The organism is Mesorhizobium sp. M1365 (assembly GCF_040317865.1).
In the GTDB taxonomy this organism is placed as follows: Bacteria; Pseudomonadota; Alphaproteobacteria; order Rhizobiales; family Rhizobiaceae; genus Mesorhizobium.
Map to the genome: position 1 here is coordinate 1 of NZ_JAMYLG010000047.1, position 21468 is coordinate 21468.

General features: G+C 58.4%; 22 protein-coding genes. 13 read left to right on the top strand and 9 right to left on the bottom strand.

Annotated elements, in window-relative coordinates; translation table 11 throughout:
• Positions 1–491 precede the first annotated feature (491 nt).
• Genes NKH04_RS28905 through NKH04_RS28925 form a run of 5 tightly spaced genes read right to left on the bottom strand, consistent with a single transcriptional unit; the run spans position 492 to position 4930 of the window.
• The gene (locus NKH04_RS28905; RefSeq protein WP_353023667.1) at positions 492–998 is read right to left on the bottom strand and encodes a prepilin peptidase; all 507 of its coding nucleotides are present in this window, start codon (positions 996–998) and stop codon (positions 492–494) included.
• Between the two features lie 9 nt (positions 999–1007).
• Complete coding sequence (locus NKH04_RS28910) at positions 1008–1559, bottom strand: tetratricopeptide repeat protein (protein ID WP_353045347.1); 552 nt, start codon at positions 1557–1559, stop codon at positions 1008–1010.
• Between the two features lie 54 nt (positions 1560–1613).
• On the bottom strand, positions 1614–2531 hold the full coding sequence (locus tag NKH04_RS28915) for a type II secretion system F family protein (protein WP_502898822.1): 918 nt from the start codon (positions 2529–2531) through the stop codon (positions 1614–1616).
• A 45-nt stretch (positions 2532–2576) separates the two neighbouring features.
• Positions 2577–3548, bottom strand: coding sequence for a type II secretion system F family protein (locus NKH04_RS28920; protein WP_352542681.1), 972 nt, complete (start codon positions 3546–3548; stop codon positions 2577–2579).
• Complete coding sequence (locus NKH04_RS28925) at positions 3548–4930, bottom strand: TadA family conjugal transfer-associated ATPase (RefSeq protein ID WP_352816887.1); 1383 nt, start codon at positions 4928–4930, stop codon at positions 3548–3550. The genes NKH04_RS28920 and NKH04_RS28925 overlap by 1 nt, the downstream gene beginning before the upstream one ends.
• Before the next feature lie 529 nt (positions 4931–5459).
• On the opposite strand from NKH04_RS28925, the gene NKH04_RS28930 reads away from it, so the two are divergent.
• The 13 genes from NKH04_RS28930 to NKH04_RS28990 all read left to right on the top strand — a co-directional run bounded on the left by NKH04_RS28930 (position 5460) and on the right by NKH04_RS28990 (position 15335).
• A complete protein-coding gene (locus tag NKH04_RS28930) occupies positions 5460–5633 on the top strand; it encodes a Flp family type IVb pilin (protein ID WP_352472996.1) in 174 nt (57 codons plus the stop codon).
• Positions 5634–5716: 83 nt separating this feature from the next.
• Positions 5717–6754: a Flp pilus assembly protein CpaB gene (gene cpaB, locus NKH04_RS28935; protein ID WP_352502861.1), complete on the top strand. Its 1038-nt coding sequence runs from the start codon at positions 5717–5719 to the stop codon at positions 6752–6754.
• Between the two features lie 55 nt (positions 6755–6809).
• Positions 6810–8255: a type II and III secretion system protein family protein gene (locus tag NKH04_RS28940; protein WP_352542683.1), complete on the top strand. Its 1446-nt coding sequence runs from the start codon at positions 6810–6812 to the stop codon at positions 8253–8255.
• Positions 8256–8265: 10 nt separating this feature from the next.
• Complete coding sequence (locus tag NKH04_RS28945) at positions 8266–8532, top strand: hypothetical protein (protein ID WP_352542684.1); 267 nt, start codon at positions 8266–8268, stop codon at positions 8530–8532.
• Positions 8529–10082 (top strand): TadE/TadG family type IV pilus assembly protein, encoded by a 1554-nt coding sequence (locus NKH04_RS28950; RefSeq protein ID WP_353045348.1) that lies wholly within the window; start codon positions 8529–8531, stop codon positions 10080–10082. The genes NKH04_RS28945 and NKH04_RS28950 overlap by 4 nt, the downstream gene beginning before the upstream one ends.
• Positions 10083–10096: 14 nt before the next feature.
• Entirely contained in the window at positions 10097–10615 is a 519-nt protein-coding gene (locus NKH04_RS28955; RefSeq protein WP_352473017.1) for a TadE/TadG family type IV pilus assembly protein, read from the top strand.
• A 2-nt stretch (positions 10616–10617) separates the two neighbouring features.
• Positions 10618–11253, top strand: a complete 636-nt coding sequence (locus NKH04_RS28960; protein ID WP_352473002.1) for a TadE/TadG family type IV pilus assembly protein — start codon at positions 10618–10620, stop codon at positions 11251–11253.
• The gene (locus NKH04_RS28965) at positions 11250–12407 is read left to right on the top strand and encodes a CpaE/TadZ family protein (RefSeq protein ID WP_352996955.1); all 1158 of its coding nucleotides are present in this window, start codon (positions 11250–11252) and stop codon (positions 12405–12407) included. Before NKH04_RS28960 ends, NKH04_RS28965 begins: the two co-directional genes overlap by 4 nt.
• Entirely contained in the window at positions 12397–12981 is a 585-nt protein-coding gene (locus NKH04_RS28970) for a L,D-transpeptidase (protein ID WP_353023668.1), read from the top strand. Before NKH04_RS28965 ends, NKH04_RS28970 begins: the two co-directional genes overlap by 11 nt.
• A complete protein-coding gene (locus tag NKH04_RS28975) occupies positions 12978–13571 on the top strand; it encodes a hypothetical protein (RefSeq protein WP_352542687.1) in 594 nt (197 codons plus the stop codon). The genes NKH04_RS28970 and NKH04_RS28975 overlap by 4 nt, the downstream gene beginning before the upstream one ends.
• A 202-nt stretch (positions 13572–13773) precedes the next feature.
• Positions 13774–14076: a beta-barrel domain-containing protein gene (locus tag NKH04_RS28980; protein ID WP_352819405.1), complete on the top strand. Its 303-nt coding sequence runs from the start codon at positions 13774–13776 to the stop codon at positions 14074–14076.
• Positions 14073–14711, top strand: coding sequence for a ribbon-helix-helix domain-containing protein (locus NKH04_RS28985; protein WP_352996961.1), 639 nt, complete (start codon positions 14073–14075; stop codon positions 14709–14711). Before NKH04_RS28980 ends, NKH04_RS28985 begins: the two co-directional genes overlap by 4 nt.
• A gap of 231 nt (positions 14712–14942) precedes the next feature.
• Complete coding sequence (locus NKH04_RS28990) at positions 14943–15335, top strand: hypothetical protein (protein ID WP_353023670.1); 393 nt, start codon at positions 14943–14945, stop codon at positions 15333–15335.
• A gap of 425 nt (positions 15336–15760) precedes the next feature.
• Here NKH04_RS28990 and NKH04_RS28995 read toward each other — a convergent pair whose 3' ends face one another.
• Genes NKH04_RS28995 through NKH04_RS29010 form a run of 4 tightly spaced genes read right to left on the bottom strand, consistent with a single transcriptional unit; the run spans position 15761 to position 21266 of the window.
• The gene (locus NKH04_RS28995) at positions 15761–17323 is read right to left on the bottom strand and encodes an adenylate/guanylate cyclase domain-containing protein (protein ID WP_352996964.1); all 1563 of its coding nucleotides are present in this window, start codon (positions 17321–17323) and stop codon (positions 15761–15763) included.
• Between the two features lie 24 nt (positions 17324–17347).
• Positions 17348–17719, bottom strand: a complete 372-nt coding sequence (locus NKH04_RS29000) for a response regulator (protein ID WP_352542692.1) — start codon at positions 17717–17719, stop codon at positions 17348–17350.
• Positions 17716–20508, bottom strand: coding sequence for an ATP-binding response regulator (locus NKH04_RS29005; protein WP_352542693.1), 2793 nt, complete (start codon positions 20506–20508; stop codon positions 17716–17718). Before NKH04_RS29005 ends, NKH04_RS29000 begins: the two co-directional genes overlap by 4 nt.
• On the bottom strand, positions 20505–21266 hold the full coding sequence (locus tag NKH04_RS29010; protein ID WP_352474822.1) for a Tll0287-like domain-containing protein: 762 nt from the start codon (positions 21264–21266) through the stop codon (positions 20505–20507). Before NKH04_RS29010 ends, NKH04_RS29005 begins: the two co-directional genes overlap by 4 nt.
• Positions 21267–21468: the final 202 nt, after the last annotated feature.

Below are 21468 nucleotides of genomic sequence, written 5' to 3' on the forward strand. Positions count from 1 at the left end.
CTTCGCTCGTAAGGGCGACCTTAAGAGCGCAGCCTCGCTACCGTGCCGTCCTCTCGCAAGGCGGCCTTCGCCGGAGGGTATCGCCGGAAGTATGCGCACGTCTTGTCGTTGCCGACGCAACTGTCGACCAGAATGGTGTGGTGGCCGGTACGAACCAGAAAACTCTGGATGGGAAGAATAAGCCGGCCGGTTGCCGGCGATATCAATCGGGGCGTGAGCCAATGAAGATGCGGTTCGAGTGCTTCGTCGGTGCAGTCGGGGAACCATTCCGACGGCGTCCGCAGAGGGTCGCACATCTCCAGAATTCTGGTTACCCAGATATTCCCGATTCTCCAATCGTCCATTGATGCGATCCTTCTTCGACCGAGGACGGATCGCTAGATATAACATTTGCGGCAAGATGGCGTCAGACCTTTCTTCCGATAGGAAGACGGAGGCGCTCGCGATGTGGCCGCGCTTACGATCGGGTACCAATCGTTAGATCTTAACCACTAGAACCGTGCGTTGCCATAGATCTGTAGCGCCAGCGTGCAGATAGCAGCGATCGAGATCGGCACGCCGAAGGGGACGACGCCTTTGCGGTCCAGATGCTGAACGTAGACGCGGAAGGCCCCTTCGGGCAGCATCAAGGGATTCTTCACGACTAACGCGGTCGCAAGCGCGAAGACCAGCAACAGCACGGAAAACACCAGAAGCCCGCTGCCGCCGATCAGAAACGAAACCACCGCCATCAGTTTGACATCGCCAGCGCCGACCTTGCGCATGGCCCACAACAAGAAAAGCGCCACGAACAGCAGTAGGCCGGCAACCGCGCTCAGGCCCATGTTCCACCACGACCCGCTGAGGATCGACATAACCTGCAGCGAACCCAGCCCAAGACACAAAAGCAGCAGCACGTCACGGTTAGATATTTTTTGGGTCGTGAAGTCGAGCCATGCAATCCTTGCCAGCAAAGGAACCGCTAGCCCCTTCATCAGCAGCGCTCCGGCAAGCAACATGCTAGCGCCTTACCGTTCGAGATTCTTCACGCTGGACGACAGGAGTCGCAAATTGTTGGCGACGGTCGGATCATTGGGAGCCAGTTCGTATGCTTTGAGGAAATTACTGCGCGCGTCCTGCAGCTTGCCGCGCAGCAGATAGGAATAGCCGACATTGTTGTAATATTCGGGCGTTGGCCCAATGAGCCGGAAGGCCTGGCCATAGGCCCTGTCGGCGAGATCGAAGCGGTGGATGCGGTCGCTGCAGGCGGCGAGGCCCAGCCATGCGGCACCGTCGTTGGGGGCGAGTTGCGTCGCCTTGTAGAACAGGGCGCCCGCATTGCCATAATTTTCCGAGCGGAACTGGTTCTTGGCTTCGGCAACGGCTTGGTCGGAGGCATAATATTCGACGTCGCTGACCGTCTTCAGTCCGTCGAAGGCATCGCCGAAGGCAGTAAGCTCCACTTTCGCCGGCTCGTTAGTCCGGACGACCCCCGTTGGGTCCGTCGCATTCGACTGACAACCGGAAAGCACGACAACCAGCAAACTGGCAGCGGCAACGAGGCACATTGGCCTTTTCATTTTATCCCCCAGGGATCTTGCCGATCCGGTCCCCTGACCAAAGCACATCCCTGTCTAGAAGAAAATGCCCTTCATTCGAATGATCACCGGAAGCATCACGACCATCATCACAACAGGAAAGATGCATAGCCCCAGCGGTATCATCATCTTGACAGGCAAAGCATTGGCGCGTTCCTCGGCGAAGAGAATTCTTTGTCCCCGCATTTCGTCGCTGTAGACGCGCAAGGCGTCCGTCAAACTGGTACCGAGCTCTTCCGATTGACGGAACAGCACAGCCAGCGCGCGCGCCTCCTCCAGTCCAACGCGGTCGGATAATTCGCGCAGGGCCTCGCGCAACGGCTTGCCCGCGCGCAACTGAAGATTCATGATTGCGAGTTGGATGCCGAGCCATCTATGGGTGCCAGCCAGTTCGCTGCCGACACGCTCGACAGCCGCTTCGAGGCTCATGCCGGCATCGGCACAGGTGATCATCATGTCCATGAAATCCGGAAAGCCGCGACGATATATCTGTTTTTGTCCCTTTTCGAACCGATCGAGAGCGATGCTCGGAATCACGATGCATCCCAGCCCAAGCAGGGCAGAGCCTGCAAAGGCGACAAGACCGGGAAGTTCGGGTGGCAACATCCGCGACAGGAGCGCATACGTCACGGAAAAGCCAAGACAGACCGCGCCAAGGCGTGACAGAGTATAGATCAATGGCGCGCTTGACTGATAGAAGCCGGCGCGAAAAAGTTTTGCGTCCAGCGCACTTGGCTCGTCACGTTCCTTTTCGATCGATCTGAAATAGGCGTCGACCGGCCGCTGTGCTGAAATCTTGGCCAGTTCTTCCTGGCCCAAAAGCGAGCGGCGGTTGGGAATGCCCTCTGCCAGCAGGCTTTGCGCAACCAGTTTCCTCGTCTGCAGCGCCGGCAAGACGACGAGCGCGCCCACCAGAAACAGCGCTACGGCCGCCAGGAAGACGGCGATGGACACCAGAAGGCTCAGATCCTGGGTCACAACTTCTATAGCTCCGATCGCTCAAAAATCGAAATTGACCATACGGTACATGATGAAGTCGCCGAGCAGCGCCCAGAACCCGAAAACCAAGAACACAGGCATGATCAAGGGGCTGCCCCATACATCACCGTAGTAGCTGGGGGCTAGGCCCGTGAGGATGGCGAGCATCAAAAGAGGAAACAGGGAAATGATCCACGCGGACATTCGCCCCTCGGCAGAGAGCGCCCGAATCTTCAACCTGAGTTTCTGCCTTTCGCGCAGCACCACTGAGAGATTCGACAGAATTTCAGTAAGGTTGCCGCCGGTCTTGGCCTGAATCGACAGCGACACCGACAGCAAATGCAGACCTTCGAAACCGACGCGCTGCGAGAGTTTTCGCACCGCGTTTTCAAGGCTGAGGCCAAAGGTGATCTCGTCGGAAACAATGCCGAATTCGGTGCCCAGCGGATCAGGCATTTCTCGTGCAACAAGGCTTATAGCCACGGAAGTCGGATGACCGGCACGCAGCGAACGCACGATCATCTCAAGGGCATCCGGCAATTGCTTCGCGAATTTCTGGATTCGCCTGGCGCGCGCGCGGCGGAGAACCAGAAACGGCAGGAGGAATACGATGAGCAGAAAGATGATAAACGAAAACACGGCGGAGAAGTGCAGCAGGAACGCAAATACCAGTGCCAGGGCCAGTCCACCGAGAGCAAATGTCGCGACGAACGACAGCGGATTTCCGGTAACGCCGGATTGCGTGTACAGCCTGTTCAGGCCGACCGCATTGAAAAGAAAGTCGCCCGAGCTGGTAAGCCCACGTTCTTGCAGCAATCGCTGCAAGGTCTGTTCGGCCGGAGCGTCGTCGGCGAGCCGCTTCAGTCGACGGTTGATCGTGCTGACCGTTGAGCGCCGCTTGGAGTAAGTCACATACAGAGCCTCGGCCGCGAGGATGAGCGACGCAGCCGCCAGTACATAGATGAAGTAGAGCAATGTCTGGCCGGTCAACATTAGAGCGGGACCTGTGGGTTGAACGCGTCCTTGGCGAACTGATGGCCAAGGGTCGCCGCTTCCTGGGCAAAGCGCGGACGAATGCCGGTCGCCCGAAATTCACCAACGATCTGGCCCTCGGCATTCACATCGCGGCGGACGAAATGGTAAAGTTCCTGAACCTGTACGACATTGCCTTCCATACCGGTGAGTTCTGATATGGAAACAACCCGCCTTCCACCATCGGAAAGCCGTTGCGTCTGCACAATGATGTCGATGGCCGAGGCAATCTGAGCCCGTATTGAATCGTGGCTCATCGGCATGCCGGCCATACCGACCATCTGTTCCAATCGCGATATCGCATCTCGGGGCGTGTTGGCATGAATGGTGGTCATTGAACCTTCATGGCCGGTGTTCATAGCCTGCAGCATGTCGAAGGCTTCCTCGCCGCGCACCTCGCCGACGATGATGCGGTCCGGCCGCATGCGAAGCGCATTTTTTAGCAATTCGCGCTGGCGAACTTCGCCCTTGCCCTCAACATTGGGCGGACGCGTCTCGAGACGGCCCACATGCGGCTGCTGCAGTTGCAGTTCCGCTGCGTCCTCGATGGTGATCAGGCGCTCCCTGGCTGGGATGTAGCTCGACAGGGCATTGAGCAGGGTCGTCTTGCCGCTGCCTGTGCCGCCCGAAACCAGGATCGACTTGCGGGCCTGCACGGCAATGCGCAACAGGTCGACCATCGGTTGCCGGATCGAATTAAACGCCATCAGACGTTCGAGCGAATAGGGGTTCTTGGAGAACTTGCGAATCGAGACCAGCGGGCCATCCACCGAGATCGGCCGCACAGCTATATTGACTCGCGACCCATCTTCCAGCCGCGCATCGACCATTGGCGCCGATTCATCGACACGCCGGCCGATAGCCGAGACGATCTTGTTGATGACACGTAGCAGATGGGCTTCATCGCGAAAGCGGATCGCCGTCTCCTCTATGACTCCACGCCGCTCGATGAAGACTCGCTTGTGGGTGTTGATCAGAATATCGGAAATCGAATCATCCTTGAGCAAAGGCTCGATCGGACCCAGCCCGAGCATCTCGTCAGCGGTGTCGCTGGTCAATTGGTCAAGTTCGCGGGCGTTAAGCGGCACGTTGCGAGCACGAACGAATTCCCGCACGATGGGGCGGATCTCGTTCAGGATTTCCTCCTTGGACGCACTTTCAAGGGCCGTCAGGTTGAAGCGATCAATCAAGTGGCGGTGGAGCTCGACCTTGAGCGTAAGGAAATCATCCCCCGGCGATTCGAATTCCGCAGAACGGGACAGTACGGGGACTGCCGGCACGATCGGATCAAGCTTCGGCTCGACCCGCGGCTCGCTTGGCCCTTTCGTGAATCGGCCCAGCATTTTGCGCAACCCCTTTGGACACGCCTTGGGGGGAATACCCGCAAGACAGCAGGCACCGAGCACGTTCCCGAACTCAATACTTCGTGCATATTTAACATCCAGGTCGAAAAAACATCTCATCTATTCGAACGAGGCGTCCGACCGTAAATATACAAGGGCCTGCCAAAACATCGCCCTGCGTCTTTTTGGCCACGATGGCCCTTACGGGCTCTGGCAAGCCCTTGGATATAATGGCATATGCCTATCTGCTAATATCGCCTCGCTTCTGCCACAGACGCGGCGAAATTGTGAACGGATGGTTAAAGACGGGCGAAAAGCAGGCAGAATCAACGTCTTGCTGCAGAGAGACCTCGAAACGATATTACCATTTCAGGCATAGCACAGGTATAAATAAGTTAAAGAACCACTAACATATTTGACTCTGCTTTTTATCGGCCCCTAGGATTAGGTCGACGGAGGATGCTCAGGTATGCGATTTCATCCTTGGCTCGTCTCGTCAGGGTTTGAACCTCCAAAGGGAGAAATTGGCATGAAAAAGCTCATGACGATGACCCGGCAGTTCCGCGACGACGAACACGGCGCCGCCATGGTCGAATATACCATCCTGCTCGGCATCATCACCGTGGCGGTGATCGCCACGATCATTCTTGTCGGTGGCTGGGTCAGCACCCAATGGACGGGGCTTTACGCGTTATTGCCGTGATAGCTTAGTCCTATCATCGACGCCGGGGAGGTCCCCGGCGTCGATCCAGGTGGTGGGTGAACGGAGTCTGGCGGGAAAAGAAAGTGCGTGCAAACACTGTCATCATGATCGTTCTCGCCGGCGTATTCGGCGTGCTCGCAGTGGTTCTCGCCAATATCTGGCTGACCAGCCAACGCAGCGCTATGGCGAAGACGGACGTGCCGCGCGATACCGTCGTGGTGGCGGCCGTATCTTTGAAATTCGGCGACACGCTGTCGGCCGACAAGCTGCGTGAAATCACATGGCCGGCGGGCGCGGTTCCGGCCGGGGCTTTCAAGACGACAAAAGATCTACTCGCTGGCGAAGGCACAAAGCAGGCGCTGCAGGCGATCGGCGCCAATGAACCCGTTCTCGCCACCAAGATTACCGGCCCCGGCCAGCGCGCCACGCTTTCGGCGGTGCTCGGCGAAGGCATGAAAGCTGTTTCCATCAGAGTCAACGATGTGCTCGGCGTCGCAGGATTCGTTTTCCCAGGTGATCGGGTCGATGTGCTCCTGACGCGCACCGTGCGCAACCCTGGAGATGCAGACCAGAGTTTCGTCGACGTGCTGTTGCAGAGCATGAAGGTGCTCGCCGTCGACCAGGTCGCCGATGAAAGCACCGACAGCCCGACGGTGGTGAAATCGGTGACTGTCGAGGCTAGCACCAAGGACGCCCAGAAGCTGACGCTGGCCGCCGGCGCCGGCCAGTTGTCGCTCGCGCTTCGCCAGGCAGCCGCCGGCAAGGACGAGATCACCCAACGCATCACGCTTTCCGACCTGACCGGCGAAACGCCGGCCGATGTCGCAGCCAGGCAGGCCGAACTCGCCAGGCAGGCGACGGCCGATGCTGCTGCGGCAGCCGAGCGCAAGCGCGCGGACGACAAGATCAATGGCCTGACTCGGGCCGTCGAACAGGTCGGAAACCGGCTCGACGACTTGAGCAAAGCAAAGCCTGCTCCGGCCGTGACCTCGGCACCCGAAGCGCAAGAGGTCGTTAAGGAAGTGATCAAATATGTGCAGCCGGAGCCGTCAGCCCGTGCGACTATCGGCGTTTTTCGGGGCGTGAAGCTCGAAAAATATGACGTACCGCGACAAAGATAACTCTGGTATGTTGAGATAAAGAGCGTCCGAAGAGCCGCCAAAGGGGGGAATGTAGATGCGAACGGTCCGGGAAACACTGGCAGCCGCCGCGCTGGCCTGTTCGGTGATATTACTGCCGATCGGCCTTGAGGCTACGGCAGCCGATCGCCGTATCGACGTGTCGAACCCCAAGGTCCATCGTGTCTTCCTGCCCATGTCGCAATCGCTGACGATTGAGGTGAATGCCACTCTTGGCGATATCGTCGTCGCCGACGAGAAGATCGCAGATGCCCAGCCGATGACGGACAAGACGCTCTACGTCATTGCCAAGGGCGCCGGTACCACAACCGTCAATCTCTTTTCCGAAGACAAGCGCTCGCTTGGCGTAATCCAGATCGAGGTCGGCGTCGACGTCAACGATATGGCGCAAGCAATTCGGCAGGTAGCGCCCAGATCGCGGATCGATATCGGCTCGGTCAATGGCAAGGTCCGGCTCGGCGGGCATGTGAAAGACGGCGCGACGCTGGCGTCGATCCTGGAAGTGGCCCAGCAATACGGTCCCGACGCGATTATCAATGCCGTTACCGTTGATGACAGCCAGCAAGTGAATCTGGAAGTGCGCGTGCTCGAGGCCAAGCGCAATGCCGGTCGCGACCTTGGTGTGTCGATCAGGAGCACGAACAACAGCGGAACGACCCGAACTGGAACGGGCATTGCCGCCGTCGATGAAGATAACGTTGTGCTCGGACCGGGCGGTCTGCTCACTGGCCTGCTCTCGAACACCAATCCGTTCGCGGCGCTGATCACTCGCGTCATCGACAGCAACATCAAGGTCGATCTGATCATCGAGGCGCTTGAGGCAAAGGGTGTCGTGCGCATGTTGGCCGAGCCCAATCTCACCACGCTTTCCGGCGAGCCGGCCAGCTTCAACGCCGGCGGTGAAGTGCCCATCCGCAGCCTCGACAGCGACGGCCAGATCAACATTGTGTACAAGCAGTTCGGCGTGAATCTGCAGTTCACGCCGATCGTGCTCAACGACGACAAGATCCATATCAAGCTAGCGCCGGAGGTAAGCGACCTGAACGGCTTCACGCCGGCTGGCGACCCGATCTTCACCACCCGCAAGCTGGCGACCGTCGTCGAGTTGCGCGACGGCCAGAGTTTCGCCGTCGGCGGGCTCTTGTCCAGCAAGAATACCAAAATCCAGAGGCAGGTGCCATGGCTGGGCCAAGTGCCGATCGTCGGCGCGCTGTTCCACAATTCAAGCAATCAGAAGGAAGAGACCGAACTGGTCGTCATCGTCACCCCGCACATCGTGCGCCCGGTGAAACCCGGCGAGCAACTGGCGACCCCATTCGACAAGACACGGCCGGCCAACGACCCGGAATTTTTCGTGCTCGGCCAACTGGAAGTAACCAAGGACATGGTGCGCAAATATGAACTGGGCGAAGGCGTCGTCGGCCCCTATGGCCACATGCTCGACCTGAAATCCAAGGACAAAATGATCTATGTCAAGAAATAGGATGTTGATCATGCTTTTGTGTGCCAGCGGGCTGACGGGCTGCGCCGACTATCTAAACCGCTACGACACGGTGACACTGGCCGCAGGCGACACCCAGAAATACAATTCGCTTCTGCAGACAGTCGATCCGCTCAATCCGGCGTCGAAAAAGACCGCTATTGAAGGGGATGGCGCACGCGCTGCTGCTCTTGCCCAGAGTTACAAGTTCCCACCGCCACCACCGCCGCCGCCGGCCATCACGGTCAATGTCGGGACGCCGCAAGACACGGCGGATTGAACAGAAGGATCAGCGCGTCAGGTAAACAAGGAATCCTGGCGTCCAGGAGCAAAAAGAGCAAGGCCATGCTGCGTATTATTCGCGCGTTCTGGCACGATCAGAGGGGAATAGCGCTGATACTGGTAAGCGTCATGCTGCCGGCGATCATCGGATTTTCTCTGCTGGTGATCGACATGAGCCGGCTCAACAATCTGCATAACGATCTGCAGAAGGGGGCTGATGCGTTTGCCCTGGCAGGCGCGGCTGAGCTGGATGGGACGTCGGACTCCATCAGCCGTGCTGATAGGGCGATCGCCACGCTGGTACGCAATCGATACACCTTCTCGACCGCCGGCCCTCCTCAAACGCTCGCTTCCGCCGGAGTGACCCGCCGATATCTTCGCTCATTGCCGGCCACCGACAATCTCCCGATTGTGCCGGCCAATGTGATCACCGACGAGCTGAATGACGCCAAACTTGCCCGTTTTGTTGAAGTCACTGTAGCCCCGGTCGGGTTTGCTGCAATCTTCCCGGCTTCCTTCTTGTCATCCAGCGCCAGCAACAATTTCAATGTCGGCGCAGTCGCTGTGGCGGGCTTCACTTCCGGCGTGTGCGATTTCACGCCGGTCTTTATGTGCAACCCTTACGAGACGGTGAACGGCACGAATGCAGCGGGCGGATTCACACTTGAGCAGGCCGTCTCCAACCCGGCTGTACATCGTCGACTGATCGAACTGAGGAAGGTCGGAAATGGGGCTGCCGCTGGCCCTGGTAACTTCGGCTTCCTCGAACCTCCGGCCGGTGTGGGGAACGGTGCTCAAGCCCTCGCTCAGACGATTGCAACATCAAGGCCGATTGGTTGCTACAGTTCCGCCAACGTTAGCACGAAAACTGGCCAGAACGCCGGCCCAGTGCAAGACGCCTTCAATGTTCGTTTCGGCATTGCAGCCAGCGGCAACCATTTCAATAGTGCTGAATACGGTCCAGCCGCGAACGTCCGCAAAGGGGCAATCAAGACCCGAGGAAGCGCAAACCAATGTCCTTCCATGAACCAACTTTCATTCACCCAAGCTGGAACAATGGGCCTTCCACGCGACGCGACCACTCCATACCTCGGCGGCCGAATGGGCGATGGAAATTGGAATTTCTCTGGTTACTGGAGCACCAACTTTGGTTCCGCTGCCTACCCATCTTCATGGAATACGACCAAGCCGACGCGCTATCAGGTCTACCGTTACGAGATATCAGCCGGGTTGGTAGGCATGGCGTCGACTGGTGGAGAGATCGGAACCCCGTCGGCAACTTGCCAACCCCTTGTCACGACGGTTGACCGTCGGTTGATTTACGGTGCGATCCTGAACTGCAATGCACTCCGCGCTGCCGGCAGCGATCTGTCAGGCCACAGCACGGATCTGCCGGTGGAAGCTTTTGGAAGCTTTTTACTGACTGAACCGGTTAAGTCGCCATCGGAAGACGCATCCGTGATGGTTGAATTGGTAGACATTACTGGGGGTGGCGGCCAGGGCACGCTAGACAATTTCCTCCGCGACGAAGCTCAGCTTTACCGGTGATGGCGATGACTGGAATGCTATTGCGTCATCTCGATAGATTTCGATGCGATCAACGCGGTGCAGTGCTCATCGAAATGACGCTGATCACGCCGCTGATGCTGATTTTGGCGGGTGGCGTGTTCGAGTTCGGCAATCTGATTCACGAAAAACTCTTGATGGAGGCCGGACTTTCAGATGCAAGCCGCTTCGCCGCGCGCTGCAACAGCCAATTGTATACACAAGCCGGGCTTGCGGCGATCAACTGCGCCGACATCGCTGCAAACATCGCTGTGTTCGGCAATGCCGCGGGAACAGGCAGTGCACGCGTCAGCGGCTGGCAGAAATCGAATGTGACGGTGACAATCGCCGCCTCCGGTTCCTGCCATGACGCTGTGGTTGCCGGCGTCGCGCAATATCGATCAACCACCGCGCAGGTCTGTATCGTCAGGGCTGCGGGTACCTTGGCGTACGGCGGGGTCGGCATGCTATCGATCATCGGCATCGGCCCGATCACGTTGAACGGCTCTCACGAGGAGCGGCTGATCCGGTTCTGACCATGTTCAAGCGTTTTGCGGATTCGGACGACGGCGCGGCGATGGTCGAAATGACCATCGTTTCGACGCTGCTGTTTGCCCTTGTCCTCGGTTTCATCGATTTCGGTCACGCCTTCTACCAATGGAACGCTGCTACCAAGGCGGTCCAACTCGGCGCCCGGCTGGCCTCGATTTCAGACCCAATTGCGACGGCCCTTGCAACTGCGGCGCCGACGACGACGCCGGGTGCGCCAGTCGTTGCCGCGGCATATGGCCCCTTCGTCTGCAGATATACTGCTGGCACAGGAGCTTGCACCAACGGCGGCACATTCAATGCCGCCAACTTCAGCCGTATCTTCCGCGGGGACACGGCAAACACCAACGATGATGCCTGTCCCCCACTCGCAGCAAATCAACGGCCCGGGATGTGCCATTTCTTTCCGCGCTTGCGCCGCGATAACGTGGTGGTCACCTACAGCGCCACTGGCTTGAGCTATCAGACCCGGCTGGGCGGACCGGTGCCAACAATCACCGTAAGTCTTCAAAACGTGACCTTTCAGTTCTTCTTTCTGCAAGGGCTGATGGGCTTTGCGAACCTCACCATGCCGTCCATGCTAAGCACGGTTACGGGCGAAGACCTGAAGAGCACATCACCATGAACGCCATCAACACGAAGGTTCTCCCAACCAAACGAAAGCAGGTCGCCCTGTTCTCGTCTGATTCGCAGTTCAAGCATGACGTGGCGACGCGGCTCGATGCGCTGGCGATCTATGACGTCCGGATTTCCGAAACGGATGATTTTCTCAAAGGCCCGACCCCCGACACGCGGCCGGGCATCGTAATCCTCGACCTTGCCAATGGCGAGCTGCTTGGCAAGCCTGGCATTATCGAAGGGCGCGCCCTGTGGGCGGCCGTGCCGCTGATTGCGGTTTCCGACGAACTGACCTCTGAACAGACGCGCATCCTGGTGCGAATGAACGCCTCGGACTGGCTGCACAAACCACTTGACGCCAAGGAGCTTCTGAACGCGGTCACCTTCCACGACACCGGCAACCAGGGCACCAAGAGCCGCATCATCACCTTTATCGGCGCTAGCGGCGGCGCCGGCGCTACGACGCTCGCTTTATCAGCGGCGGAGTTCCTGGCCTCGAAATCCACCGAACGTGCAGCTTCGACCTGCCTCGTCGACCTCGATTTCCAAAGCGCCAATTGTGGCGCCTATCTCAACCTCTTCAACCAGTTCGACCTTGCCGGCATCATCGGCCAGCCGGAACGGCTCGATGTCGAACTGATGGATGTCATCAAGCTCTCGCGCCCGTCCGGCCTGACGCTGTACGCCTTCGAAAGGCCGCAACTGCCATTCGAGCCGCAGGGCGCAGATTTCGTGTTCCGGCTGCTGGACCTCGTCGCCTATCGCTTCGATGACATCGTCATCGACCTGCCCAACATCGAAACTCCCTGGCAGAATCCTGTGCTTTCCACGAGCGACGCGATCTTCATCGTGTTCGAGCTCAACGTCGCCTCGCTGCGGCAGGGCAAGCGGCTCTACAAGAAGATCCGCGATTTGCGCGGCAATTCGGTGAACATCACGCTGGTCGCCAACAAGCACAAGAGCAAATGGTTCGGCAATCACTTTTCGCGCGGCGAACTCGAAAAGATATTCAAGGCACCGCACATCAAATCGGTTGCCTTGGACAATGCGCTGCTGACCGATGCGCTGAACCGAGCCATCATGCCTTCCGAAGTGGACGGGCGGGCACGCTTCAACAAGGATCTGAAGCGGATGTTCAAAGAGCGGCTCGATGACACTTAGATATCGCTTCGTTCCAACGCTTGCGGGCGCCTGCATCATGGGCCTGGCATTGGCGGCATCGTCCTGGGACTGCGCCCATGCCCGATCCGGGCTATCGGACCAGCCGCCGCTGCCAGCCATGGGCCCCAGCCTGCGCAAGTTCGTTTTTTTCCAAACCGCGGAACAGCCGGGCACGATCATTATCCGCAAGCAGGAGAAGGCGCTCTATCTTGTGACCCGAGAGGGTGAGGCGCTGCGCTATCAAATCAGCGTCGGGCGTGACGGATTTGGCTGGACCGGCACCGTGGAAGTGGGGGCGAAGACCGAATGGCCGGAATGGCGCCCACCGAGAGAAATGCGCGCGCGCCAGCCGGAGCTGCCGGAGATGGTGCCGGCCGGTCCCTACAATCCGCTCGGCGCACGGGCGCTCTACTTATCCCGAGACGGGCACGACACGCTTTATCGCATACACGGCACCAACGACCCTTCAGGCGTTGGCTTCGACGGCACATCGGGATGCTTTCGTCTTACCAACACCGATGTGATCGATCTTTTCAGGCGCGTCTCGGTCGGTGCAAAGGTGGTGGTCCAATGACGATGATTAGCGACCCGGACATGCCGGCGATCGGCATTGGGCCGGCGACCCAAGCTATAGAGCAAGCTGTCGCTGGGAAACCGAGCAATGCCAGGATGATCGGGGTTGTTGCTGCAGGCACCTTGCTGATCACAGCCGCAAATTTAATAGCCGCGGTCTATCTCTTCCGCGGCATCAACGATCTGCGCTCTGTCGAAGGGAGGCTGGAACAGCTCGGATCGTTCGAGCAACGGATTGCGGCCCGGCTCGACATGGTCAATAACGGCTTTCAAAGCCGGTTCGAAAAACTGGACAATCAACTGCAGGGTAGCTTCAGCCAGATCAACGGCAGCATTGCTCGGATAGAACAGAACTTGCCGCTGGTCAACGACGACGTTTCTACCGTGGCGGAGCCTTTTGTTGAGACGACCAGCGCCACGGCGGAGCCGGTCAGCGATCTCGATGGTGAAGAAGCGACCGAACGCAGTATCGTCGAAGCACCACGCCCGCCCAAAAGGAAGATCGCAGCAGCGGTGCCCCCTGCCCCAAGCTCCTCCTACCGGCGCATAGAGCAGCCTGACGGCAAGGTCTATTACCGCAAGATCGATTAGAAGCGGGGTAAGGGGGCGTGGAGAATGCTTGCCAGAGAAGATCGTCCGCCGCTTTGAGGGTCGGCGTCCATATTCGTTCTGGGAGCGCTTTTCGTCGTTTTTGTCGGGTGGACGTCGGTGCCTTCGTCCAGCCTGCTGCTCGTGGCTGACATCGTGCCAACCCACGAAACCTTGCTGATCGAAGTGTGGGTCTCGCTACGCGATGTCGTCTATTCGTCCCGACCACCGCGAGGCGCTGATAAAGGTCACCACTTATGACTTCTCGATCTTCGGCGGCATCGAAGGCAAGGTCTCTAGCATGATCGCCGACAGTTTGGTCGATCAGAAAAACGGGGGAGCCTTTTACCAGGTTCGTGTCGCGGCGGACAAATCGACGCTCGCGAGGGATGGCGAGACTTATTCAACCATCCCGGGCATAATGTGCTCAGTAGACATCAAGACGCAAGGCGATTCTGAGTTACCTTTTAAAGCCGATCAACAAGGCGCGTCAGGAGACCATGAGTGAGCGCTAGCGCCACCTCTCCTCCCATCAATCGTGATCGGCTGCTTCTAACGATCACAAAAGAGGATTTCGGGCTGGAATTCCGGGTCGTCGCGCGTGGCGGCATACGCCGCGGCATTCGTCTGGAAAAGGCTTTCTGGATATCTCTGAAGCAGATGGCTGAAAGTAGGAAATGCACAATCGGCATGCTGATCGAGGAGATCGCCGACAGCCCGACCAAGACTGGTAACCTGACATCGGCGATTCGGGTGGCTTGCATACACGGGCTGGCGGATCAAAACATGGCCCTGCGGAAGCTTGCATCGATCAGGACGATCAATGCCATATTGCTTGCCTGCCCCTCGCCCGCTTTTGCCTTGGCGTCATCGAAGAAGATCCTGACTTTCAATGCTTCGTTCCAGCAATTCGTCAAGCGTCAGTTGCCGATCGGACCAAACAATGATGCACGACTAGATCTCAAGCTGGCGCTGGATCTCCCTGTCGCCGACATTTTTGCCCAACTCGACGCCAACGGCGAAGTACCGATCGCCAGCGGCTTTGTAATCGGGGCCGGCGAACGCCGGTACCGAGGTCAATTGAATGTAGTACGGGCGCCCGTACCCGAACCGGAATTGCTGATGGCGTTCGTCAACAGCTAGAACTGCGGCCTCCGGTGAGCGAGGCTCTATCCGGGCTGAAGATCCTTCGTGTCATTTAGCGCGAATAGGAACTGTCTGCGAGACTTCGATTAGGCCCGACCGCTATTGCCAGCCGACGGCCCGCACCGTGTGGCGGGAGCGGCACCATCACCAATCAACCGGATTCATTACAATGAAGGGCGACAACCTCGAAGAGAGAGGGCAAGACGACGTATTGGCGCCAGAGAAGGCTTGGCGAGCAGAAAAACGGGATTGGATCCGAACTGGGCTGATCGTCGCGCAAATCCGCGCGGAAAAGCTGCGGCAAGCTCCAAGAAGAAATTTCGCAGGATCGAACACATGTGTTGGCTGGAAAATAGAAAGCTTATTCGCTCCGCGAAAGTCATTGCCGAGGCTGAGCATGCCGAACGTAGCGAAAAGACAGCAAGATTGAGATCGCTTCGGATGGCAGCTCAGAGTGACCTGAAGGTTCCGTTCCTTGAGGAACTCGATTGCTCTCTACTTGTCGCCGCACTGACTCAAGGCGAATTATCGGCTAAACTTCCCGACGGATCGCATTGGCGGGGCCGAGCAAGGGCAACAGGCAAAAACCAGTATTCCTCCGCGCCCGCCAATTCGGACTAACGAGTGTTCTCTCGCCTGATATCGAATTCAGAAGGCGATCTCGAGACCCAGCTTGCCGCTGACAGTTGACTGTCTTGAAGACCACTTGCAGCGAATCTCACTGCTGAGCGTTGATCGATTGAGACATTTTCAGGTTGAAGCCAGACGGAGTGCCACTGAGAAGTCTGCGTCTTCAAACTCACACTCTCCCTTCCGTCAACGCATGCCGTGTTGGAATAGCCGAAGCCGAAAGGCGGTAGCGCTCCTCAAACCCACTATCTCATCTCGGGTAGCAGGTGTGGCGATGTAGCCCTCGTCACAGGGCTAACCCCAGTGCTTGCACTGGCCAGGGGCCACTTTCGATGCCACGCTGCGGAGCGCCGGCGGTCCGAGCACAGAGCATCGCTTCGCGAAATTTCCCTAAGGGCAGTCAGACATTGTTCCGATCAGTGTTGAACGAGATAGGTTTCGATCCTGCCGACACCTGCCAGTTCTAGATTACAGCGCGGTTCGAGCTTCCAGGAGGTGCGCAGGGCCTGCTTGGTTGCCTCCGAGATTTGCATGCGGTCGGCCACGCCCTGGGACTCGAGCCGGCTTGCAATATTCACGGTCTCGCCCCAGAGGTCGTAGACGAACCGATGCCGGCCGATCAGGCCCGCGGTCACCGGTCCCGTGTGCACGCCAATGCGGATCCGAAAACTATCGTTGCCCCAAGCTAAGGGCTTCAACGCGTCCAGCATGGATTTCCCGAGTGCCACGATCCTGTCGGCATGGTCAGCTGCCGGTTCGGGAACACCGCTCGCAGCCATATAGGCGTCTCCGATGGTCTTGATTTTCTCGACGGAATGCTTCTCCGCCAAGACGTCGAACGTGCCGAATAGCCTGTCGAGGCGCTTGATCAGGTCCGACGGCGGCAACCTTGCCGCTATGCTCGAGAAACCGACAATATCGGCAAAAAGAATGGTCACTTCATCGAACCGGTCGGCAATGAACTCTTCGCCCCGATGCAGCCGTGCCACGATCTGACCGGGCAGGATCGCATGAAGAAGCGAGTCAGCCCGCCCCTTCTCCACCTCGATCCGCTGAAGATACTGGTGCTCGCGGTCAAGCCAACGCTTCTTCTCCAAACTCGAGTTGATCCGGGCGCGCAGCAGGACTGGATTGAAAGGTTTAGGCAAGTAATCGTCGGCCCCCGCCTCGATGCAGCGGACCACTGCGTCCACTTCGTCCAACCCCGATATCATGATGACAGGGATATGCCGCCATCGGCGCTCCGCTTTCAATCGTGAGAGCACCTCGATGCCGTTCATGTCCGGCATCAGGAGGTCCAGCAGAACCAGGTCGAACTCGTGTTCCGCAAGGTGAGCCAGCGCTGACAGACCGGACTCGGCAGTGACTACCTGATGACCGTCACGTTGCAAGCGGCGGGACAGGAGACCGCGGTTACTGCTGATGTCGTCGACGACAAGTATGCGGCCACAGCCGGAGCTTACGGGGTGCTCCGTCTTGATCAGTGCCCGTTCGAGTCCTGCCGCATCGATCTCAGCCTGATCCGTGGTCCGCGGTTCCTCGCTGTCGGGTGCGCGCGAGAGGCCGGCGATTGCATCGACATGCGCCAACAACTCGGCCGCCGCGGCGAGCATCACCCTGACATCCTCTTCCAGCGCGTATTCGTGCAATTCTTCGGCTTCTTCACGAATCATTTCGGAATAGCCGATGATCGCGTTGAGCGGCGTTCGCAAGTCGTGGCGCAGTTTCGCCTCGATCTCGACCCCTGCCCGGTTCTGATTGTCGGCTTTGCCATAGATCAAGCTGTCGATCAGGCCATTCAATTCGCAAGCAGCGGCGCTGACCTTCTCCAGATCCGGTGTCATGTGGACCAGACCGAGATCCTGCACCTGTTCGGTCAGCAACTCCTGAAATCCTGAGATTGCCCGCGCCGGTCCGGCGAGCTGCTGTGCCAGATGGACGGCGATCGCATGGCGTTGGAACTTGTTCTTGGCAGTCATGTTTTCAAACCGTCGGCCTGGGCCTCATCGATCCCCGGCGAGCAATTGTTCAATTTTCTGGACAAGTCGCGACAGGTCCACCGGCTTGCTATCGTAGTCATCGCAGCCGGCCTCGAGCGCCATTTCGCGATCGCTGGCCATCGCGTGCGCAGAAAGCGCAATGATCGGGATCCCGGAGGTGGCCGGATCAGCCTTGATCCGCCGGGTCGCCTCCCACCCGTCCATGACCGGCAAGCTCATATCCATGAGGATGAGATCCGGCCTTTCCGAAACGGTGAGTTCCACGCCCGACTGTCCGTTTTCCGCAATCAGGACTTCGAACCCACGCCGCGACAACCGCCGCGAGAGCATGTCGCGATTCAATTCGTTGTCTTCTACGAGAAGGATCCTCGTCATCCTCGGCTTCCTTCAGCCATGGGGGCGGTTCCGGGATCGGCAATGCTGGCACCTGTCGATCCAAGTGGGAATATCTGGCGCTCGAGGGCCTCGACCAACTGAGACCGACTGTTTGCGCCCTTGGTCACAACCGCGACCGCCCTGTCGCGAAGCCATTTGAGCTCGTCCGCCGACAAATCCTTGGAAGTCACGACGACGACCGGAATGTTCTGCAGCTCGGGCACCTGCTGCATCTCATTCAAGGTCTCGAATCCGTCCATTTCGGGCATCAGCAGATCAAGCAGGACCAGACGCGGCAACAACCGCTTCATCAGCTTGAGGCCGCGCAGGCCATCGCTTGCCTCGTGAACCCGCCAATCCTTCTTGACCAGAATACGCCGAAGGAAATCGCGCGAGGCTTGATCGTCATCAATAACAAGCACATCGCGGTTGCCACTGCCGCAAGCCTCTATCGTTCGAACAAGCTTCCGCGTGTCGATCGGCTTCGTTAGGTATTCGACCGCACCGAGTGAGAGGCCGAGTTCGCGATCTGCAAGTATCGTCGCAAGGATTACTGGAATCTCGCAGAGCTCCTTGTCGCTCTTCAGCGAGCGCAGCACTGACCAGCCGTCCTGATGCGGCATGATAATGTCGAGAACGATTGCGACAGGGCGATGCGCTCGCGCAGCGGCTATTCCTTCCTCGCCGCTTGCTGCTTCGATCGACGCCAGTCCCGCTTCTGCCAAGGCCCTGGCGATAAGGGTTCGGGCGGCAGGCTCGTCATCGATGATCAGAACCGCCTTGTCCGACGCCCTGGACGACAGCGGTTCGGCGAGTCGCTGCTCGCTAGATTCCTCGTTGCACTCGGCTGGAATCTCCATTGTGAAGGTCGAGCCTTTTCCGAACTCGCTCTTGACCGTTACAACGCCTCCGATCATTCGGCAGAAACTCCGGGTTATGCTAAGGCCCAATCCCGTTCCGCCATAGTTGCGAGTGGTGGACGCGTCTGCCTGCGTAAAAGCGTCAAAGAGCCGTTCTTGTTGCTCTGGCGTCATCCCGATCCCGGTGTCAGACACTACGAATATTAGCCAGTCGCCATCCGATGTCCTGTTGCGTCGAACCGCCAGCGTTACACGGCCCACTTCGGTGAACTTGGCCGCGTTACTGAGTAGATTGAAGAGGTTATGACGCAACTTCGTCTGGTCCGAATGCATTTTCCCAAGGTCTCCCGCGAGGTCCAGCACGAAACTGTTTCTGTTTTTCGCCATCAGTGGCGCTACTGTGGCCTGGACATCGCGCAACAAGTCGGCGACGTCGAAAGTCTCCAGGAAATTTTCCATCTTATTTGCCTCGATCTTCGACAGATCGAGGATGTCGTTGATGAGCGCGAGGAGATGGCGACCGGCCCCTGCGATCTTTTCCACATCTGGGACAAACTCGTTCATTTGCTCGTCACTCGCCTCTTCGATCAGCATCTCGCTGTAGCCAATGATCGCGTTCAATGGAGTGCGTAGCTCGTGGCTCATGGACGCGAGGAAGCTGCTCTTGGCCTCATTTGCCGCTTCAGCATGGCTCTTGGCCCGCTCGAGTTCGACCTCTCTCTGCTTCAGTTCCGTGATGTCGGTGTAAACGGCGACGGTCCCGCCGTCAGGGGTCTTTCGTTTGCTGACGCGGACCCAGCGTTCTCCGAAGCGACCCTCGTGGACGAAGCCTGCCGGATCCTTCTGGATGCGCAGCCTCTCCGCAATCCATTCCTCCGGCGACGCGCCCTCAAGGTCGACGTGCCCGCTCGCCAAGCGTCCTTTCAGAATATCCTGAAGGCTTTGCCCAGGAAGAGTAGCTCGCTCATTGCCGGGAAAGATTTCGCAGTATTTGCTGTTGGCAAGAAGGACCTTGTCCTCCGAATCGAACAGGACAAATCCGTCAGAAATCGCCTCGAGTGCCGCTGCGATCGTCCGTCTTTGCCGCTCCGCCTCATCTTCCAGTCTTTGCTTTTCAATTGCGCTCGCCCGGAAAAGCCGAAGCGTCCGCGCCATCGCGCCGAGCTCGTCGCCTCCCTCTGCCTGTATTTCGACGTCGTAGCGTCCTTCCGTCAGATTTCCGATCACCCGGTTCAAGCGCCGCAACGGGCCGACGATCGAGCGAAGAACAAGGATGGTGAGAAGCGACCCGATCATCACCACGATGGCCACCAGCACGGCAGCGGTCGTCGCCGTTTTCTGGGTTTCCGTTACGACCTCGTTGCGAGCGGCTTCTGCCTCGGCGCTCGCTCGTTCGACGAGTTTGTTAAGCGCGGCATCCACATTTGCGCTGTGGGTGCGCGCCTCGGCGAGGAGAGTGTTGCCGATGATGCGGTTGTCTTGAGTATAGCTGTCTGCCGCTCGTAACGCCGTTTTGACATAGGCATCGATCTCAACGCGGATTTCCCTGACCGCATCCGGTGATGATTTCGAAAGGCGGTCCAGATGTGCCAGCAGTCGCTCGCGCGCCTGCTCGGCATTGCGCTGAGAATTCATCAACAAGCTAACCGACAAATCAGTCAGCCAGTATCGCAATTCGCCGAATGTTACGTGGGCCGCAGCCGCAGTGGACGCGACGTCGAAAAATGCCTTGGTCTCCGCGGTTCGATCTGCACTGCGATAAAGTGCCTGGGTGAGAAAGATGGACGATACGATGAGGCTGACAAGGCCGGCCGCTGTCAGCGCAGCTATGCGGGCCGAAATCGGTAGATTGGCGAAGCTACGCGCAAGTGGCCTCGCCGGCGCCGATACGGCTTCCACTTGGTGCGGTGATTGTTCCAAAGCGCTCATTTGAACAAGACGATGCTGATCGCGCCTCCCAGATCGCCCGCTTTGCCGCCCTCCTTTGGATATCCTGTCACGTCGATCTCGCCCTTCGGCTCGCCGTGACAGGAAAGACACGAGCCGGTATAGTATTCGGGCAGCAGCATTCGAAATGCCGGGCGTCCATCCGCCTCTGTGACGTCCGTGTAGGCTTCTCCCTTCGCTCTCTGCGGATCCACCAAGACCTTTTCGATGATCTGTGCTTCCCAGGCGTCCGGAAGCGATTTGCGGTTGCGCACGAGTTGCTCTGGCGCAGTCACGCGCACCCGAGCTTCGTTGCCGGCCTTGGCGACGAACTTGTCATTCATCAGACGCGCAAACACGGCTGGCACGAAGCCCTTGAAAGCGATTCCCGCGCGGTTGATGTTATCTTGCTGTTCGTCCACCACCTCTCGCATCGCCTCAATCTGGACTTCAAGCAGACGCCGGTCGCGCTCGGTCAATTCGCCGGAAAGCGGGTCGTTGCCGATGTGTTTTGAGTATTCGGCGATGGCCTCTCTCGTAATGCGCTCACCGTCGAGGTGCTTGTCGCCAACAGCAGGATCATTGATGAGCGTCTGGTAGTTCGATATGATACGTCGCCCCGCACGGAGCAATTCCGCGAGTCGCGTTCCCGTCGCGACATCCTCGGTAACTCCCGCTCCGATGGCAGACGACACGACGAGCGCGCAGCCGACAAGAACAGCGGCAATGAAAGTCCGCGTCAACGCTGACATGCCGGACATTTCCGTTTCCCTTCCAGGAAGGCCACTAACAGCATAGCACGATAAAAGCCGGGGAGGCAGCGACAAACTTCGAAGCTCAGGGAAGGAGGGAACGAATATTCGCCGTCTGTTCCGAAGCGTCCCTGGCGTGTAACCCATCTCCGCCGAACGTCCCTTACCACCCCATCGCCACCCCATTGCCAACCCACAGCCTCGACCAACT

Excerpts from the sequence above, each read along its gene's own strand:
- NKH04_RS28905 (WP_353023667.1), bottom strand. The coding sequence starts at position 998 with ATGTTGCTTGCCGGAGCGCTGCTGATGAAGGGGCTAGCGGTTCCTTTG.
- NKH04_RS28910 (WP_353045347.1), bottom strand. The coding sequence starts at position 1,559 with ATGAAAAGGCCAATGTGCCTCGTTGCCGCTGCCAGTTTGCTGGTTGTC.
- NKH04_RS28920 (WP_352542681.1), bottom strand. The coding sequence starts at position 3,548 with ATGTTGACCGGCCAGACATTGCTCTACTTCATCTATGTACTGGCGGCT.
- NKH04_RS28925 (WP_352816887.1), bottom strand. The coding sequence starts at position 4,930 with ATGCTGGGCCGATTCACGAAAGGGCCAAGCGAGCCGCGGGTCGAGCCG.
- NKH04_RS28930 (WP_352472996.1), top strand. The coding sequence starts at position 5,460 with ATGAAAAAGCTCATGACGATGACCCGGCAGTTCCGCGACGACGAACAC.
- NKH04_RS28940 (WP_352542683.1), top strand. The coding sequence starts at position 6,810 with ATGCGAACGGTCCGGGAAACACTGGCAGCCGCCGCGCTGGCCTGTTCG.
- NKH04_RS28945 (WP_352542684.1), top strand. The coding sequence starts at position 8,266 with ATGCTTTTGTGTGCCAGCGGGCTGACGGGCTGCGCCGACTATCTAAAC.
- NKH04_RS28955 (WP_352473017.1), top strand. The coding sequence starts at position 10,097 with ATGCTATTGCGTCATCTCGATAGATTTCGATGCGATCAACGCGGTGCA.
- NKH04_RS28960 (WP_352473002.1), top strand. The coding sequence starts at position 10,618 with ATGTTCAAGCGTTTTGCGGATTCGGACGACGGCGCGGCGATGGTCGAA.
- NKH04_RS28965 (WP_352996955.1), top strand. The coding sequence starts at position 11,250 with ATGAACGCCATCAACACGAAGGTTCTCCCAACCAAACGAAAGCAGGTC.
- NKH04_RS28970 (WP_353023668.1), top strand. The coding sequence starts at position 12,397 with ATGACACTTAGATATCGCTTCGTTCCAACGCTTGCGGGCGCCTGCATC.
- NKH04_RS28975 (WP_352542687.1), top strand. The coding sequence starts at position 12,978 with ATGACGATGATTAGCGACCCGGACATGCCGGCGATCGGCATTGGGCCG.
- NKH04_RS28980 (WP_352819405.1), top strand. The coding sequence starts at position 13,774 with ATGTCGTCTATTCGTCCCGACCACCGCGAGGCGCTGATAAAGGTCACC.
- NKH04_RS28995 (WP_352996964.1), bottom strand. The coding sequence starts at position 17,323 with ATGACTGCCAAGAACAAGTTCCAACGCCATGCGATCGCCGTCCATCTG.
- NKH04_RS29000 (WP_352542692.1), bottom strand. The coding sequence starts at position 17,719 with ATGACGAGGATCCTTCTCGTAGAAGACAACGAATTGAATCGCGACATG.
- NKH04_RS29005 (WP_352542693.1), bottom strand. The coding sequence starts at position 20,508 with ATGAGCGCTTTGGAACAATCACCGCACCAAGTGGAAGCCGTATCGGCG.
- NKH04_RS29010 (WP_352474822.1), bottom strand. The coding sequence starts at position 21,266 with ATGTCCGGCATGTCAGCGTTGACGCGGACTTTCATTGCCGCTGTTCTT.